Genomic DNA, 14,769 nt, shown 5'->3' with positions numbered 1-14,769 from the left:
AACTCCTGGATATCTCTGAATGTCGTGACGGCTCAGCGAACTGCAGCCCGCTCGCTGACGACCTTGGGCGTCAGGAAGATGAGCAGCTCGGTCTTGGACGTCGTGCGCGTCTTGTTCTTGAACAGGTTGCCGACGAAGGGCACATCGCCCAGCAGCGGCACCTTGTTGATGGTCTCGCCCTCGTCCTGGGTGTAGATGCCGCCGATGACCACCGTGCCGCCGTTCTCCACCAGCACCTGCGTCTGCACATGCTTGGTGTTGATGGCGTAGCCCTGAGGCGTCAGCGTGCCGCGGCTGTCCTTGTTAACGTCCACGTTCAGGATGACGCTGCCTTCCGGCGTGATCTGCGGCGTGACCTCGAGCTTGAGGTTGGCCTTGCGGAAAGCGATGGACGTGGCGCCGCTTGCGGTGGCGACCTGGTAGGGCAGTTCCTCGCCCTGTTCGATCAGCGCCTTGACCTGGTCGGCCGTGATGACGCGCGGGCTGGACACAACCTTGCCCTTGCCGTCGGACTCCAGCGCCGACAGCTCCAGGTTCAGGAAGCGGTTGGCAGTGGCGCTGAACAGCGACACGGCGACGGTCTGGGCCACGGCGCCAGCAAAGCTGTCCGACGAGGTGTTGGCCGGCAGGTTGACGAAATTGGTGTTGTTGTAGCCCGGGTCGGTGGCGGTCTGGCGCGTCTGCCAGCCAACCAGGTTGTAGTTGCTGCCCACCGTCAGGTAGCTGTCGCCACCCACGTTGTAGCCCGGGATGCCGCCAGAGCGGCCGCGGGCGTCGTAGCCACCCAGCTTCACACCCAGTGCGCGGCCGAAACGATCATTGGCCTCAACGATGCGCGCCTCGATCAACACCTGGCGCACCGGGATGTCGATCTTGGCGATCATGGCCTGGATCTCTTCGAGCTTGCTCGGGATGTCGGACACGAACAGCTGGTTGGTGCGCGCCTCGGAGATGACGCTGCCGCGGGGCGACAGGATGCGCGTGCCGGAACCAGAGCCGCCGCTGCTGCTGCCGCCCGAGTTGCTGCCGCCGCCGGCGCTGTTGCTGCCGCTGCCGATGCTCTGACCCGTCAGGCCCTTGGCGATTTCCTCGGCTTTCACGTAGTTGAGCTGGAAGGACTGGGTGCGCACCGGCTCGAGCTGGGCGATGGCCGCCTTGGCTTCCAGATCCAGCTTTTCCTTGGTGGCCAGTTCGTCCTTGGGCGCGATCCACAGCACGTTGCCGGACTTCTTCAGACCCAGGCCCTTGGCCTGCATGATGATGTCCAGCGCCTGGTCCCAGGGCACGTCCTTCAGGCGCAGCGTGACGCTGCCGGTCACGGTGTCACTGGTGACGACGTTGAAGTTCGTGAAGTCGGCGATGACCTGCAGCAGCGCGCGCACTTCGATGTTCTGGAAGTTCAGCGACAGCTTGTCACCGGCGTAGCCCGGGCCCTGCGTGAGCTTGTTGGGGTCGACCTTCTGCGGCCGCACCTCGAGCACGAACTGGTTGTCGCTCTGGTAAGCACTGTGCTCCCAGTTGCCCTTGGGCTCGACGACCATGCGCACGCGGTCCCCCGCCTGCGAGCTGGTGATCATCTGCACCGGCGTGCCGAAGTCGGTCACATCCACCTTGCGGCGCAGGTTCTCGGGCAGGCTGGAGCGCAGGAACTCCACCACCAGGCTCTGGCCCTGCTGCTGGATGTCGACCCCCACCTGATTGCTCGGCAGGTTGACGATGACGCGGCCCGCGCCGTCGGCACCGCGACGGAAATCGATGTCGCGCAGCGCCTGCGGTGCGGTGTTCAGGCTCTGCGCGAAGTGCACCGGCTCACCGGGCGCCTGCGCTGCCGCAGCCGTGGCATTGAGCACCAGCACCAGCGCGTTGCCTTCCAGCTTGGCGCTGTAGTTGGACGCCTGGCGCAGGTTGAGCACCACGCGCGAGCGATCACCCGCCTGGGCGACGTTGGCCGAACGCAGGTTGCCCTGGTTGATGTCCACGAGGTTGCGGCCGATGCCGTTGACGACGCCGGGAAGGTCGATGGCAATGCGCGGTGGCGTCTGCACGGTGAAGCCCGTGGGCACGGCCGGCAACGGTTCGCTGAGCTCGATGCGCACGACGTCCACCCCGGCCTGCTGGCTGGAGTTGATCGCCCGGATCTGCGTCTGCGCCCATGCCGCTGGCGCGCACAGCAGCGCAAAGGCAACCCCCAGCAACCCGCTACGCCCCATGGCCTTGTTCTCCTGCAGTGTCTTCATCGTCCCTTCTCCTGTAGCTGGAGGGTACTGGTGCGCTCGATCCACTCGCCCGCAGCGTCCTGGACGACTTCTCGCAACGTGATTTCGGTTTCGCTGATCTTGGTGACGCGACCGAAGTTCTGGCCGAGGTAGTCCCCGGCCTTGACCTGATAAAGCAGGTTATCGACGCGCAGCAGCGCGTAGCGCCGGTTGTCGCGCGTCAGGCTGCCCACCATGGACATGCTGTCCAGCGGGTAGGCCTCCAGCGGCTCCTTGCGCCGGTTGATCTCGGCCGTCAGCAGCGAATTGGGCTGGGCCGCTTCCTGCTTGATGGCGACGCTGAGCTTCTGCGTGCTGAACGGGTCCACCCCAGCCACAGACTCATAGGGCTGAGGCAGGAACTTCTTGGGCGGCAGCAGCGGCGTGACGGACGGCTTGGCCTCCTTGCGCTGTTGCTCCATCCACTGGCGCAGTTCCTCCGCGTCACTACCGCAACCCACCAGGCCGACCGCGGCGGCCACGCACATCAGCAGCCGCTTCATTTCTTGCCTCCGGCCTTGGCGGCAGCCTTCTTCTGGTCCGCCACTTCCGCCGCATCGAGGTAGCGGTAGGTGCGGGCCGTCGCCTCCATGCTCAGCGGGCTGTTGGGTGCCGGCGGCGAGGTCACGACAAGGTTGTGCAGCGTCACGATACGCGACAGGTTGGCAACGTCGGCCGCGAATGCGCCGATGTCGTGATAGCGCCCTGACACGCGCAGCGCAAACGGCAGCTCAGCGTAATAGTCCTTGATCAGCACCTGACCCGGACGGAACAGCTCGAACTGCAGGCCGCGGCCCACACCAGCACCACTGATGTCGGACAGCAGCGAGTCAATCTCGGCCTTGCCCGGCAACTGCTTCTCCAGTTGCGTCACGTACTCTTCAACCTGACTCTTCTGCTTGCGCAGTTCGGGCAGGTTGACGGCCTGGGCCAACTTGGCCTGGAAGTCCTGGCGCAGTTGTGGTTCCCGAGCCCGCTCGGCATCCAACCCGGCCTGTTCGTCAGCCAGCAGGAAGAAGTAGCCGGCCGCGATCACGGCCACCATCACCCCCAACGCCGAGGCCAGCTTGGGGGCCAACGGCCATTGGCCCGGCTCGTTGGGATTGAGCCCCTGGAATTGCGCGCTCAGGTCGTTGAACCAGGCGTTCACGTCGATCTTGGACAGTGCAATGGCCATGTTGGTCAGCCCTTGTTCGGCGCGGAGGCGCCCGCAGCGGGTTCACGCGGCGGTACCTTGATCGTGACCGTCATGGAGAAGTCCAGCAGCCGCCGCGCGTCGCGCGTGCTGGTGCTGACGTTGGCGAGCTTCACCTCGATGAGGTCCGGCTTCTCCAGCCACTCCGAGCCCCGCGAGATGTTGCGCAGGAACTCGGAGACCCGCTCGTTGGTCTGCGCGGTACCACTGACGGTCACGGCCTTGTCGGCTTGGCGGATGGCCGTCAGGTAGATGCCCTCGGGCGCCAGGCGGGCCAGGTCGTTGAGCAGGTGCACCGGCGTGTTGCGATCGGTCTGCAGGTCTTCCACCGCGCGCTGGCGTGACTTCAGGGACTCGATCTCCGCCTTCAGATTGGCGATGTCCTTGATCTGCGCCTCCAGGCGCGAGATCTCGTTCTGGATGTACTGGTTGTGCGAGCGCTGCTCCTGCGTCAGGAACTGCAGCAGCAGATAGGCAGCCACAACCACGCCAGCCCCGACCAGCCCAGCCAGGCCCAGCCCCGCGAAGAACGCAGCCTTACGCCGCTTGCGCCTTTCCTCTCGGTAAGGCAGCAGGTTGATCAAGATCACTGGAAGAACCTCCGCATGGCGAGGCCGCAGGCGGTCAGATAGGACGGCGCCTCACGGCGCAGCTTGGGCTCACGCACCGCGGAGCCCATGCCCATGTTCTCAAACGGGTTGACCACCATGCAGGCGAAGCCGGTCAGGTCGGTCACACGCTCCTTCAAGCCCGGCAAGGTGGCCGTGCCACCCGCCAGCATCACGTAATGCACCTTGTGGTGCGGCGTGCTGGTGAAGAAGTACTGCAACGCCCGCCCGATCTCCTGGGACAGGCTGTCAACGAAGGGGTTGAGCACGCTGGTCTCGTAGTCTTCCGGCAGGTCGTTGGCCAGCTTCTTCTGCTCGGCCTCTTCGAAGGAGAAGCCGTACTGGCGCGAGATGAGCTGCGTCAACTGCGAGCCGCCGAACGACTGGTCACGGTCGTACAGCAACTCGTCATCGCGCAGCACCTTGAGGCTGGTGGTGTCGGCACCGATCTCGAACAGCGCCACCAGCGCGTCCTTGCCTTCATTCGGAAGCGCCTGCACCAAGCGCCCCATGGCCATGCGCGATGCATGGGACTCGATGTCGAGCACCACAGGCCGCAGGCCGGCGGCCTCAGCCAAGCCTTGACGGTCTTGCACGCGATCCTTGCGCGAGGCGGCAATCAACACCTCGACATCCCCCACCGACGTCGGGCTGGGGCCGATGACGCAGAAATCCAGGCTCACCTCATCCAGCGAGAACGGGATGTACTGGTTGGCCTCGGCCTCTACCTGCAGCTCCAGCTCTTCCTCGCGCAGCCCGGCGGGCAGCATGATCTTCTTGGTGATGACGGCCGACTGCGGCATGGCCAGGGCCGCATCACGCGTCTTGGTGCCACTGCGCGCGACGACGCGGCGCACGGCGTCAGCCACCTCGTCGAACTTTTCGATCTGGCCGTCGACGATCCAGCCCTTCTCGAAGGGCTCGCTGGCAAAGCGCTCCAGCACGAACTCGCCGCTCTTGGTCTGGCTCAACTCCACCAGCTTGACGCTGGAAGAACTGATATCCAAGCCGATCAAGGCTGGGTGCTTGCGACCCAAAAGCGCGTCAAGTATTCCCATGCCCCTTGTTGCCGATGCGCGGAGTACCGTATCGGACTATTAATAAGTTACTTGAATGCTAGCAGCAAAGCCGTTGACACCGAACGAAAATCCGGCCCGAGCTGGTAACGCCACGTTGCTGAACATACACGATTCGACAATGAAACAAGCTCGTGGCAAACACAGGGCTGGCGTTGATTTGACACAGTTTTTCCGCAGCGCGCGGGCCAACCGATCGCCCCAGCAGCGCTTCCTATAATCCGCCGCCTCTCTCCCACGCGCCTGCGGGCATGCACAGCTGGCACATGAAAGACAAGTCTCGATCCGCTGCGCCCGACGCAGCTGCCAGCCCCGCCCCGCATCCAGGCTCCTCCCACACGCTCGCTGCCCGCCTTGGCCGGCTGACGCTGTGGAGCATCGGCCTGCTGGCTGGCGGAGCGCTAGCCGTGGCCCTGCTCCTGGCACTGGGCCTGGCACTGGCCTACCCCAAGCTGCCCGACATCGGCGGCCTGACCGACTATCGCCCCAAGCTGCCCATGCGCGTGCTGTCCAGCGACGGCGTGCTGCTGGGCGAGTTCGGCGAGGAGCGCCGCAACTATCTGCCCATCCAGCAGATCCCCAAGCTGATGCAGGAGGCCGTGCTGGCCATCGAGGACGCGCGCTTCTTTCAGCATGGTGGCGTGGACTACCTGGGCGTCATCCGCGCCGGTCTGGCCAATGTCACGGAGTCGCGCAGCCAGGGGGCGTCCACCATCACGATGCAGGTGGCGCGTAACTTCTACCTGTCCACCGAGAAGACCTTCACGCGCAAGATCTACGAGATCCTGCTGGCGCTGAAGATCGAGGCCGCCCTGCCCAAGGAGAAGATCCTCGAGATCTACATGAACCAGATCTTCCTGGGTCACCGCGCACACGGCTTCGCGGCAGCCAGCGAGATCTACTTCGGCAAGACGCTGGACAAGCTCAGCGTGGCCGAGGCCGCCATGCTGGCCGGCCTGCCCAAGGCGCCCTCTTCCTACAACCCGATCAACAACCCCAAGCGGGCGACGATCCGGCAGCAGTACATCATCGAGCGCATGTACGAGACGGGCTACATCACCGAGGAACAGCGGGATGAGGCCAAGGCCGAGAAGCTGCGCATCCGGCCGGTGCAGGCGTCGGTCTCGCACGCCGAGTTCGTGGCCGAAGCCGCCCGCCAGCTGATCTTCAGCCAGTACGGCGAGGAGGCCTACTCGCGCGGCCTGAACGTCTACCTGACGCTGGACAGCGCCGAGCAGAACGTGGCCTACCGCGCGCTGCGGCGCGGCATCCTGGACTATGAGAAGCGCCAGGTCTACCGTGGCCCCGAGGCCTACGCAGATCTGCCGGGCGACGCCAAGGAACTGGACGCCCGCGTTGCGCTGCTGCTGGCCGATCACCCGGCCAACGACGAACTGCTCGCGGCCGTCGTCCTCAGCGCCGACCCCAAGAAGGTGACCGCCGTGCTGCAGAGCGGCGATGCCATCACCATCACCGGCGACGGCCTGCGCCCGGCCACATCCGGCCTGTCCGACAAGGGCAACCCCAAGACGCGCATCCGCCGCGGCGCCGTCATCCGCGTGGTCAAAGGCCCCAAGCAGAAGGACGGCGGCGAGTGGACCATCACGCAACTGCCCGAGGTGGAAGGCGCCTTCGTGTCACTGGACCCGCGAACCGGCCAGGTGCGCGCGCTGGTGGGCGGCTTCGACTACGCCAAGAACAAGTTCAACCACGTGACCCAGGCCTGGCGCCAGCCGGGTTCCAGCTTCAAGCCCTTCATCTACTCCGCCGCGCTGGAGAAGGGCTTCACACCGGCCACCATCGTCAACGACGCGCCGCTGTTCTTCGACGCCGGCACGACCGGCAGCCAGCCGTGGGAGCCCAAGAACTACGACGGCAAGTTCGAAGGTCCGATGCCGCTGCGCACGGCGCTGGCCAAGTCCAAGAACATGGTGTCCATCCGCGTGCTGCACTCGGTGGGCGTGAAGGAGGCGCAGGAGTGGATCACCCGCTTCGGCTTCGAAGCGGAGAAGCACCCGGCCTACCTGACCATGGCGCTCGGGGCCGGCTCGGTGACGCCGATGCAGATGGCCCAGGGCTATGCCGCCTTTGCCAATGGCGGCTACCGCATCAGCCCCCAGCTGATCGCCCGCGTCACCGACAGCAATGGTCGCCTGCTCTACGAAGCCCAGACCATCGCGCTCGCTGAGGAGGCCCGCGCCATCGAGCCGCGCAACGCCTTCCTGATGAGCAGCCTGCTGCAGGAGGTCACGCGCAGCGGCACGGCGGCGCGCGCTCAGGCGACGCTGAAGCGCCCGGACGTCTACGGCAAGACCGGCACCACCAACGACTCGATGGATGCCTGGTTCGCCGGCTACCAGAAGGACCTGGTCGCCGTCGTCTGGATTGGCTACGACCAGCCGCGCAAGCTTGGAGACCGGGAGACCGGCGGGGGCCTGAGCCTGCCGGTGTGGATCGAGTACATGGGCTTTGCGCTGAAGAACAAGCCGGTCGACGAGGTCACGCCGCCCGAGGGTGTGGTCAACCTCAAGGGCGAGTGGTTCTACGAGGAGTTCACGTCCGGCAGCGGCGTGAAGGAACTCGCAGCCGAACCCAACGCGCCGCCGGCAGCGACCGACGACGAGAAGAAGTCCATCCTGGACCTCTTCAAGCGTTGAGCCGCGTCAGGCGCTGAACGTCAGCGCCTGACCGGCCTGTTCGCTCGCGCTGCGGGACAGCCGGGCCAGGAACTCGTGGCCCTCGCGGTCCACCCATTGCGCGCCGTCCCACCGGAAGTGGTAGCCGCCCGAGCGCGCCGCCAGCCAGATCTCCTGCAGCGGCGGCTGCGTGTTGATGACGATCTTGCTGCCACCGGGCAGGCTGAGCTCCAGCAGGCCGCCGGTGCGGTGGCTGTCGATGTCGACTACATCGTCGTCCAGCCAGGCATCGACCTGCGCCTCGATGCGGGCCAGCAGTGCGTGGGACTTGGCGTGGTAATCAGCGTCGGACAGGGACATAAACTGCGGCAATGAAGAGAACTGCCGTCAGTGTAGGTGGGCGCCTGATCGCCCTGGCCATCACCCTTGCCGCGCTTGCGGGTTGTGGACAGAAAGGGCCGCTGACGTTACCCAAGCCCACCGACGCGGCCTCCGCGCCCAAGTCGGCGGCGCGTTAGGCGCGCTCCTCCTCGACCGCGTGGCAGGCCACGCGCACGCCACGAATCTCCAGCAGCGCCGGCCGCTCGGCCTTGCAGCGCGCGTTCGCCAGCGGGCAGCGCGGGTGGAAGCTGCAGCCGCTCGGCGGGTTCAGCGGGTTGGGCACCTCGCCGTGCACGGGCGTGCGGGCGCGGCCGGTCATGTGGATGTCCGGGATCGCGTCCAGCAGCATGCGCGTGTACGGATGCCGGGGCGCCGAGAACAGCGTCGCCTTGTCGGCCACCTCCACCAAACGGCCCAGATACATCACCCCCACCTCGTCCGCCACGTGGCGCACGACGGCCAGGTTGTGCGAGATGAAGAGATAGGTCAGGCCCTGCTCGCGCTGCAGGTCCTTCATGATGTTGAGGACCTGCGCCTGCACCGACACATCGAGCGCCGACGTGGGCTCGTCGCAGACCAGGAACTCCGGCTGCGTGGCCAGCGCCCGCGCGATGGAGATGCGCTGGCGTTGGCCGCCCGAGAACTGGTGCGGGAACTTCAGCGCATCGGCCGGGTTCAGGCCCACCGCGCTGAGCAGTTCGCCGACGCGCTGGCGCGCTTCGGCGTCGGTCTTGATGAGGCCGTGCTCGCGCAGCGGCTCGGCAACGATGTCCAGCACCTTCCAACGCGGGTTCAGCGACGCATAGGGATCCTGGAAGATCATCTGCATGCGCCGGCGCAGCTTAGCAGCCCCAGGACCCGACAACGTCTTCGCAATGTCCTCGCCATCGAAGCTGACACTGCCTTGCGTCGCGCCATACAGGCCCACCAGCAGCCGCGCCACGGTGCTCTTGCCGCAACCGCTCTCGCCCACCAATGCCAGCGTCTTGCCACGCGCGATGCTGAAGGACACACCGTCCACCGCATGCACGAAGGCCTTGGGCTTGCGTTCGATGACGCGGTTCAGCCACGGCGGCGAAACGTCGAACTGCTTGGCGAGGTCACGCACCTCCACGAGCGGCTTGCTCATCGCGCCACCTCCGCCGTCACCGGCAGCCAGCAGGCCGCCTGGGTCGCACCGGCCGCAGCCAGTTCGGGTCGATCGATGCGGCAGCGATCCGCCACACGCGAGCAACGCGGATTGAAGGCACAGCCCGACGGAATGGCATTCAGGCGCGGCATCGCGCCGTCGATCTGCAGCAGCCGCTCACGGTCCTCGTCCATGGCCGGGATGGAGCCCATGAGGCCCACCGTGTAGGGATGCGCAGGCCGGTGGATAACGTCCGCCACGGGGCCGATCTCGGCGATGCGCCCGGCATACATCACGGCGACACGGTCGCAGGTCTCCGCGATGACACCCATGTCGTGAGTGACTAGCATGACGGCCGCACCCTGCTCTTTGCAGACCTTCTTCAGCAGCGCAATGATCTGCGCCTGGATGGACACGTCCAGTGCCGTCGTCGGCTCGTCGGCCACGATGAGCTTGGGGTTGGCCGCCAGCGCCAGTGCAATGACCACGCGCTGGCGCATGCCGCCGGAGAACTGGTGCGGGTAGTGGTCCACACGCGCTTCGGGCGCCGGGATGCCCGTGGATGCCAGCAGCTCGATGGCCCGGGCCCGGGCCTGCGAGGCCGTCAGATCCAGGTGGGTCGTGATGGTCTCGGTGAGCTGGCGGCCCACCGTGTAGAGCGGGTTCAGCGAGGTCAACGGGTCCTGGAACACGGCGCCAATCTCGCGGCCGCGCACGCGGCGCATCTCGTCGTAGGGCAGATTGTCGATGCGTCGGCCGGCCAGGCGGATCTCGCCGGCAGCGATGCGCCCCGGCGGATCCAGCAGGCCGATGATGGCCGCGCCCGTCAGAGATTTACCGGCACCGGACTCGCCGACAACACCGAGGATCTCGCCCGGCGCGATGGCGAAGGAGATGTCGTCCAGCGCCAGCAGCGTGCCGCGCCGGGTCGGGAACTCCACCCGCAGGTGGTCGACTTCAAGCAGGGGAGTAGTCATCGCAGACGGGGGTTGAGCGCATCACGCAGCCAGTCGCCCAGCAGGTTGACGCTCAGGGTGATGAGCACCAGCGTCAGGCTGGGCCAGGCGGTGATCCACCACTCACCGGAGAACAGGGTGTCGTTGCCATTGCGGATCAGCGTGCCCAGCGAGGGGCTGGTGACCGGCACGCCGACGCCCAGGAAGGACAGCGTCGCTTCCGTGATGATGGCCGATGCAACCTGGATGGTGGCCAGCACCAGCACCGGCCCCAGCACATTGGGCAGCACGTGCCGACGCATGATGCGCAGCGAGCCGACACCGATGACGCGGGCGGCCTGCACATACTCCTTGTTGCGCTCCACCAGCGTGGAGCCACGCACCGTGCGGGCGTATTGCACCCAGCCGGTCAATGCGATCGCCAGCACGAGCACCACGAACGCCAGCGCATCCGGCGCCTGCGGGAACAGGCTGCGGGCGATGCCGCTGATCATCAGTGCGACGAGGATGGACGGGAAGGACAGCATCACGTCGCACAGGCGCATGATGAAGGCGTCCGTGCGGCCACCCAGGAAGCCGGCCAGCAGACCCAGGCTGACACCGATCACGATGGACAGCAGCACTGACGCAATGCCCACCAGCAGAGAGATGCGCGCGCCGTACATCAGCGCCGACAGGATGTCGCGCCCCTGGCCGTCTGTGCCCAGCAGGAAGCGCGCGTCCCCGCCCTCCACCCAAGCAGGCGGTTTCAGCGAGTCCATCAACTCCAGCGTGGCCAGATCAAACGGGTTGTGCGGCGCGATCCAGCCCGCGAACAACGCGCAGACCATGCAGACGGTCGCGATCAGCGCCGCCAGCATCGCGACCGGCGATGAGCGGAACGAGTGCCAGATGTCGCCGTCGAAAAAGCGGCGCAGCGCCGAAGCCGGCGGCGCGGCAGAAGGAGTGGCGTCGGAAGCCATGCGTCAGTGAGCCTTGCCCTCGACGCGCAAGCGCGGGTCGACGGCGAAATAAAGCAGATCCACGCCCAGGTTGATGACGACGAAGATCAGCGAGATCAGGCACAGGTAGGCCGCCATCACGGGGATGTCGGCGAACTGCACGGCCTGGATGAACAGCAGCCCCATGCCGGGCCACTGGAAGACCTGCTCGGTGATGATCGCGAAGGCGATCAGAGAACCCAACTGCAGGCCGGTGATGGTGATGACGGGCACCAGCGTGTTCTTCAATGCGTGGCCGAAGTAGACGCTGCGGTTCGTCAGGCCGCGGGCGCGGGCAAAGCGGATGTAATCCGTGCGCAGCACCTCCAACATCTCGGCACGCACCAGTCGCATGATCAGCGTCATCTGGAAGGCCGACAGCGTGACGGCCGGCAGGATCAGGTGCAGCAGGCCGTCGCGCGTCAGCAATCCGGTCGTCCAAGCGCCCAACGTCACCACCTCACCCCGGCCGAAGCTGGGCAGCCATTTCAGCTCCACAGCAAACACCCAGATCAGCACGATGCCGATGACGAAGTTGGGCAGGCTCACGCCGAACAAGGTGCCCGTCATCAGCACCTGGGCACTGGCCTTGCCACGACGCAACGCGGCATAGACGCCCAGCGGGATGCCGACCGACAAGGCAATCAGGCCAGCGACCAGCGCCAGCTCCAGCGTGGCCGGGAAGCGCTCAACGATGAGCGCCGACACCTTGCGCCCTTGGCGCAGGCTGATGCCGAACTCGCCCTGGACAGCGTTGCCTGCAAAGCGGGCGAACTGCACCGGAAAGGGTTGGTCCAGCCCCAGGTCCTTGCGCAGCGCAATGCGCTGCTCCTCTGTGGCGTCCTGGCCCAGCAGGTTGGTGACGGGATCGCCAACGTACTGGAACAGCATGAAGGCGATGAAGGCCACCGACAGCATGACGACGACGGCTTGGGCCAGACGGCGGAGGATGAAAACCAGCATGAGGTTCGGTAGAGCCTGTTGCGCTTGTGGCGCTGAGCGAAGGCGCGATCATGGCGAAGGCCACGACGCTCCAGCGCCCGGGAAAGCCCTAGCTCAGCAAGAGCAGTGCCCACAAAGAAAACGGGCCGCTGATGCGGCCCGTCACACCCACGAGGCGGCTGCACGCCGCCGCAGGATCAGAAGCGGTGACGCAAGCCCACCATCGAGCCGCCGCGCTTCATCGCGCCGTTGGCGAAGGCGACCGAGCCGCTCGTCTTCGTGTAGTCGACTTCCAGGTACGCGTCGGTGCGCTTGGAGAACGCGTAGTCCAGCACGACCGCGTAGAAGTCAGCCTTCGAGGAGCGGTTCGCGCTCGTGGACAGACCCAGCGGCGCCAGCGCCAGACCGTAGTGCGTCTGCTTGGTCAGCCAAGCGTTCGCGCCGATGTTGAGTTGCGGCGTCAGCTGGTAGGTCGCACCGAACATGTACATCGTGCGGGTCTTGATGTCAGCAGAGTTCGTGTTGAACACGCTGGCACCCAGCAGGCCGCTGGTGTACGCGCCGCGAGTGGTCAGGCCGACACGGAACGGGCTGGTTGCGTCGCTCACCGACGTGGCACCGGTGATCAGGTTCGAGATGCCGTCGAACTTGTTCTCACCCCAAGAGGCATGCACGTACAGCGGTCCGTCGGTGTAGGACGCGCCCAGCACCGTGGCCTTGATCTTCTTGCCGGTCTGTTCCGTGGCCTCCAAGTAGGCGCCACCAGCGCCCCACTTGCCGTCGCTGTAACGCAGCAGGCCGCCGAACGTCTTGGCGGGCTGGGCAGCCGCAGCGCCCGAGGCACCCTCACCGGCGCTGATCTGCACTTCACCGTAGATGTTGCCCAGCTGGACCAGGTACTTGACCATGTTGTCCTGGCGCGCCGTCATTGCCAGGCCGATTTCGGGCTTGTAAGCCTCGATGTACGGCGAGTAGCGGAACGAGGCGAAGGTCGACGTGTAGAGGTCAAACAGGATGTTGTACTGACGGCCCAGACGGATCTGGCCGAACTCGCTGGATTGCAGACCCACCCAGGCCTGGCGCCAGAAATCAGGGTTGCCAGACACCGCGCCGGTGTCGGACTGCAGGCGGTGCTCCAGATTGGCCAGCGCCTTCAGGCCGCCACCCATGTCCTCGGTGATGTTCACACCCAGGCGGCTTTGCGACATGCCACCAGGAACCACGGTCTTGGTCGACGTGCCAGCGTTGGCGTTCGACGTGTAACGAACGCCCACATCGACGATGCCGTACAACGTGACGCTGGACTGAGCCCAAGCGGCCGAGGTGCTGGCGGCCAGGACGGCGAGGGCCAAGGTGGCTTTTTTCATGAGGGATGTCTCCTGAGTAGGAATGTGAACAAACTTATTCTCAGCGAAGCACCGTCGAGCACCGAGCCGTCTGTTGTTCCCAGTCCACAGCGATTCCCCTGTCTCCAGCGAGACAAAGAAAAAGCCGCCCGAAGGCGGCTTTGGCTGAACAAGGCGGCCGCAGCCGCACTGAATCAGAAGCTGTGGCGAACGCCGACGTCGAAGCCGCTGGACTTCGCGCCATTCGTGACGACCGGCGAATTGGCCAGTGCGAAACGGCCCAGGCCGCTGTTCTTGATCTGAGCCACGGTCGTGTACAGCGCGGTGCGCTTGGACAGGTTGTAGACGTAGCTGGCAGCCATCAGCTTGGCATCGCCCACGCCACTCAGCGACTCGGCAGCGCCGTTGGCCTTGGCGTCGGTGTACGAAGCCAGGATCTGGCCTTGGCCCAGCGGCACGGTCAGGCCGAAGGTCAGCAGCTTCTGCTCGCGAGCGCCGAACTCGTTCTGGCTGTAGTTCAGCGACGGCTTGGCGATGCCGAAATCGTACGAACCGCCAATGCTCATCTGCTTGAACTTGACGTTGCCGGTACCGGTCGTCTCCTGCAGGGCGGCAGCGACGTTGATCGGGCCTTGCTTGTAGCCCAGGCGACCACCGTACATCTTCTTGCCTGCAGTGCCTTCACCAGCAGCAACGTCCACGGAACCGTAAACGCCACCCAGGTTGCTCGGCAGGAAGTACTGAACCATGTTGTCGGAGCGGTTCAGGGTGTCGGACGCGCTGCCCAGCACCGAGTAGACCTTCTCGACGTCGCCCAGACCGGTGGTCGAGTACGGATCGAAGTCATCGATGTGCAGGCGGGTCGAGGTTTTGCCGCGGCCCAGACGCACTTCACCGAAGTCGCCCATCAGGCTCACGCTGGTGCGACGGCCCCAGAAGCGCGAGGTGTCGACCGAGCCGTTGTCGCCGTTGATGCGGCCTTCGAGCCAGAAGCCGGCCTTCAGGCCGCCACCCAGGTCTTCCACGCCACGCACGCCCAGACGGCTGCTGTTCAAGCCATCGTTGGCCAGCTGCTTCAGCGTTTGGCCGTTGGCCTTCGTGTAGCGCAGGCTCATGTCCAGCACGCCGAACATGGTGACCGACGATTGCGCGACGGCAGCACCACCGGTCAGACCGAGCACGGCCAGGGCAATCAGAGCTTTCTTCATTCGATACTCCTAGAAATTCATTCAGCCGCCAGCCGATACGGCGCAGCGACGCACTCC

Annotated in this window: 14 protein-coding genes; 2 read left to right on the top strand and 12 right to left on the bottom strand. The window is 65.6% G+C overall.

All coding sequences use genetic code 11. The annotated features are described in order from the left end of the window. Positions 1-32: 32 nt before the first annotated feature. The 5 genes from NYO99_RS11560 to NYO99_RS11540 are packed head-to-tail and all read right to left on the bottom strand — an operon-like array spanning position 33 to position 5,116. On the bottom strand, positions 33-2,237 hold the full coding sequence (locus tag NYO99_RS11560; RefSeq protein WP_268167328.1) for a type IV pilus secretin PilQ: 2,205 nt from the start codon (positions 2,235-2,237) through the stop codon (positions 33-35). After that, positions 2,234-2,758 carry a pilus assembly protein PilP gene (locus NYO99_RS11555; protein WP_268167327.1) on the bottom strand — a complete coding sequence of 175 codons (525 nt, stop codon included), beginning with the start codon at positions 2,756-2,758 and terminating at the stop codon, positions 2,234-2,236. The genes NYO99_RS11560 and NYO99_RS11555 overlap by 4 nt, the downstream gene beginning before the upstream one ends. After that, the gene (locus tag NYO99_RS11550) at positions 2,755-3,432 is read right to left on the bottom strand and encodes a type IV pilus inner membrane component PilO (RefSeq protein WP_268167326.1); all 678 of its coding nucleotides are present in this window, start codon (positions 3,430-3,432) and stop codon (positions 2,755-2,757) included. The genes NYO99_RS11555 and NYO99_RS11550 overlap by 4 nt, the downstream gene beginning before the upstream one ends. A gap of 5 nt (positions 3,433-3,437) precedes the next feature. After that, complete coding sequence (locus NYO99_RS11545; RefSeq protein WP_268167325.1) at positions 3,438-4,040, bottom strand: PilN domain-containing protein; 603 nt, start codon at positions 4,038-4,040, stop codon at positions 3,438-3,440. Continuing rightward, positions 4,037-5,116, bottom strand: coding sequence for a pilus assembly protein PilM (locus tag NYO99_RS11540; protein ID WP_268167324.1), 1,080 nt, complete (start codon positions 5,114-5,116; stop codon positions 4,037-4,039). The genes NYO99_RS11545 and NYO99_RS11540 overlap by 4 nt, the downstream gene beginning before the upstream one ends. A gap of 284 nt (positions 5,117-5,400) precedes the next feature. Here NYO99_RS11540 and NYO99_RS11535 point away from each other — a divergent pair, with 284 nt between their 5' ends. Then, a complete protein-coding gene (locus tag NYO99_RS11535) occupies positions 5,401-7,791 on the top strand; it encodes a penicillin-binding protein 1A (protein ID WP_422395493.1) in 2,391 nt (796 codons plus the stop codon). Between the two features lie 6 nt (positions 7,792-7,797). Here NYO99_RS11535 and cyaY read toward each other — a convergent pair whose 3' ends face one another. Next, on the bottom strand, positions 7,798-8,130 hold the full coding sequence (gene cyaY, locus NYO99_RS11530; RefSeq protein ID WP_268167322.1) for an iron donor protein CyaY: 333 nt from the start codon (positions 8,128-8,130) through the stop codon (positions 7,798-7,800). Positions 8,131-8,141: 11 nt separating this feature from the next. Here cyaY and lptM point away from each other — a divergent pair, with 11 nt between their 5' ends. Continuing rightward, positions 8,142-8,288 carry an LPS translocon maturation chaperone LptM gene (gene lptM, locus NYO99_RS21375; RefSeq protein ID WP_422395492.1) on the top strand — a complete coding sequence of 49 codons (147 nt, stop codon included), beginning with the start codon at positions 8,142-8,144 and terminating at the stop codon, positions 8,286-8,288. Here the strand turns inward: lptM and NYO99_RS11525 are convergent. The 6 genes from NYO99_RS11525 to NYO99_RS11500 form a co-directional block, all read right to left on the bottom strand. Next, positions 8,285-9,280 (bottom strand): ABC transporter ATP-binding protein, encoded by a 996-nt coding sequence (locus tag NYO99_RS11525; RefSeq protein WP_268167321.1) that lies wholly within the window; start codon positions 9,278-9,280, stop codon positions 8,285-8,287. The genes lptM and NYO99_RS11525 overlap by 4 nt on opposite strands. After that, complete coding sequence (locus NYO99_RS11520) at positions 9,277-10,257, bottom strand: ABC transporter ATP-binding protein (protein ID WP_268167320.1); 981 nt, start codon at positions 10,255-10,257, stop codon at positions 9,277-9,279. Before NYO99_RS11520 ends, NYO99_RS11525 begins: the two co-directional genes overlap by 4 nt. Further along, complete coding sequence (locus NYO99_RS11515) at positions 10,254-11,198, bottom strand: ABC transporter permease (protein WP_268167319.1); 945 nt, start codon at positions 11,196-11,198, stop codon at positions 10,254-10,256. Before NYO99_RS11515 ends, NYO99_RS11520 begins: the two co-directional genes overlap by 4 nt. 3 nt (positions 11,199-11,201) lie before the next feature. After that, positions 11,202-12,179, bottom strand: coding sequence for an ABC transporter permease (locus NYO99_RS11510; protein ID WP_268167318.1), 978 nt, complete (start codon positions 12,177-12,179; stop codon positions 11,202-11,204). A 176-nt stretch (positions 12,180-12,355) separates the two neighbouring features. After that, complete coding sequence (locus tag NYO99_RS11505) at positions 12,356-13,525, bottom strand: porin (RefSeq protein WP_268167317.1); 1,170 nt, start codon at positions 13,523-13,525, stop codon at positions 12,356-12,358. Between the two features lie 173 nt (positions 13,526-13,698). After that, complete coding sequence (locus NYO99_RS11500; RefSeq protein WP_268167316.1) at positions 13,699-14,712, bottom strand: porin; 1,014 nt, start codon at positions 14,710-14,712, stop codon at positions 13,699-13,701. Positions 14,713-14,769 lie beyond the last annotated feature (57 nt).

The organism is Roseateles hydrophilus, assembly GCF_026712245.1.
Lineage (GTDB): Bacteria > Pseudomonadota > Gammaproteobacteria > Burkholderiales > Burkholderiaceae_C > Pelomonas > Pelomonas hydrophilus.
Note: the sequence above shows the minus strand (reverse complement) of the source record. Positions and strands in the feature narration are given on the sequence as shown.

Bases quoted from the DNA above. Each gene is read 5' to 3' on its own strand.
- NYO99_RS11510 (WP_268167318.1), bottom strand. From the start codon at position 12,179: ATGCTGGTTTTCATCCTCCGCCGTCTGGCCCAAGCCGTCGTCGTCATG.
- NYO99_RS11505 (WP_268167317.1), bottom strand. From the start codon at position 13,525: ATGAAAAAAGCCACCTTGGCCCTCGCCGTCCTGGCCGCCAGCACCTCG.
- NYO99_RS11550 (WP_268167326.1), bottom strand. From the start codon at position 3,432: ATGGCCATTGCACTGTCCAAGATCGACGTGAACGCCTGGTTCAACGAC.
- lptM (WP_422395492.1), top strand. From the start codon at position 8,142: ATGAAGAGAACTGCCGTCAGTGTAGGTGGGCGCCTGATCGCCCTGGCC.
- cyaY (WP_268167322.1), bottom strand. From the start codon at position 8,130: ATGTCCCTGTCCGACGCTGATTACCACGCCAAGTCCCACGCACTGCTG.
- NYO99_RS11515 (WP_268167319.1), bottom strand. From the start codon at position 11,198: ATGGCTTCCGACGCCACTCCTTCTGCCGCGCCGCCGGCTTCGGCGCTG.
- NYO99_RS11560 (WP_268167328.1), bottom strand. From the start codon at position 2,237: ATGAAGACACTGCAGGAGAACAAGGCCATGGGGCGTAGCGGGTTGCTG.
- NYO99_RS11555 (WP_268167327.1), bottom strand. From the start codon at position 2,758: ATGAAGCGGCTGCTGATGTGCGTGGCCGCCGCGGTCGGCCTGGTGGGT.
- NYO99_RS11500 (WP_268167316.1), bottom strand. From the start codon at position 14,712: ATGAAGAAAGCTCTGATTGCCCTGGCCGTGCTCGGTCTGACCGGTGGT.
- NYO99_RS11535 (WP_422395493.1), top strand. From the start codon at position 5,401: ATGAAAGACAAGTCTCGATCCGCTGCGCCCGACGCAGCTGCCAGCCCC.
- NYO99_RS11520 (WP_268167320.1), bottom strand. From the start codon at position 10,257: ATGACTACTCCCCTGCTTGAAGTCGACCACCTGCGGGTGGAGTTCCCG.
- NYO99_RS11525 (WP_268167321.1), bottom strand. From the start codon at position 9,280: ATGAGCAAGCCGCTCGTGGAGGTGCGTGACCTCGCCAAGCAGTTCGAC.
- NYO99_RS11540 (WP_268167324.1), bottom strand. From the start codon at position 5,116: ATGGGAATACTTGACGCGCTTTTGGGTCGCAAGCACCCAGCCTTGATC.